At 45.1% G+C, this 907-nt stretch carries 2 protein-coding genes and 1 pseudogene; all 3 read left to right on the top strand.

Annotated elements, in window-relative coordinates:
• Window positions 1-400, top strand: a 400-nt coding sequence (locus ACFIKU_RS09870) for a phage tail protein (RefSeq protein WP_375657403.1), incomplete at its 5' end; no start/stop codon positions are given.
• Window positions 397-651 (top strand): tail protein X, encoded by a 255-nt coding sequence (locus ACFIKU_RS09865; RefSeq protein ID WP_375657402.1) that lies wholly within the window; start codon window positions 397-399, stop codon window positions 649-651. The genes ACFIKU_RS09870 and ACFIKU_RS09865, both read left to right, overlap by 4 nt.
• Window positions 651-907, top strand: a pseudogene (locus ACFIKU_RS09860) (late control protein); the annotation flags it as partial. The gene ACFIKU_RS09865 and the pseudogene ACFIKU_RS09860, both read left to right, overlap by 1 nt.

The following is a 907-nucleotide window of genomic DNA, read 5'->3' as shown; positions in this document are numbered from 1 at the left end:
ATCCTTTGAAGAAGAGTTTTCTGCCTCATGGGTTTGTATGGAGCGTTTTGGCAGGTCCCCCAGTTTGCAATTTACCGGCTATGGCAATGATGCAAAAACCATTCATGGAGTTTGGTTTCCAGAAGAATTTGGGGACCGGGTAGCGATAGATGCTATCACTACAACTATCCGAAGAGCAAAGCCGGTCCAGATGCTTCGTTGGATCAATGATACCACCTATAGTGTCCTTCTCCATGGACCCGTAGTAATCACCACGATCAATAAAGACCATGACTATATCAGTCTTTCTGGTCAATCCCAACGCATCCGCTATTCCATTACGCTCTTGCCCTTTTTTAATGGCGGAAAACCACAAGGTCAATATCAGGTGGGACAAACCCAAGTGGGACAAATTCTATGAAGATACCAGAAAAGCATGTTGTTGTAGAGTTAGAGGATATGAGCCTCGATCTCCTTTGCTTTCACCATGTCATGGCAGTGTTAGGAGACCGGAGGCAAGCTGGTTTACTCAAAGGCTATTTAGAAGCCACACTGGAAGCCAATCCAGAGATTGCCAAATATGGTGTGTTTTTACCGCGGGGCTTAAAGGTCATTCTGCCTGAATTTGTGTTGTCTAATCCCCAAAGCATGGTGAAGCGGCTATGGGATTAATGCGCACACACCCTTTTATTGTGGTCAAGGTGGGAGACAAACCTGTTCATGAGGTTTTTTACCAGCGTCTTTTAACTGCAACCATTACGGATCATGCCGGTAATGAAGCCGATACATTTGAAGCAGAGTTTGATGATAGTGGCAATGATTTAGAGGTTCCACAAACGGGCAACGCTCTGCAGGTGATCTTTGGTTATGAGAACAGCATCAGTGCTTTTATGGGGTGTTTTGTTGTCGAATCGGTTGTAAGTTGTGG

This window comes from Bartonella sp. CM120XJJH, assembly GCF_042194715.1.
GTDB lineage: Bacteria > Pseudomonadota > Alphaproteobacteria > Rhizobiales > Rhizobiaceae > Bartonella.
The sequence above is the reverse complement of the archived record's forward strand: the minus strand, read 5'-3'. Positions and strand labels throughout refer to the sequence as shown.

Excerpts from the sequence above, each read along its gene's own strand:
- ACFIKU_RS09865 (WP_375657402.1), top strand. The coding sequence starts at position 397 with ATGAAGATACCAGAAAAGCATGTTGTTGTAGAGTTAGAGGATATGAGC.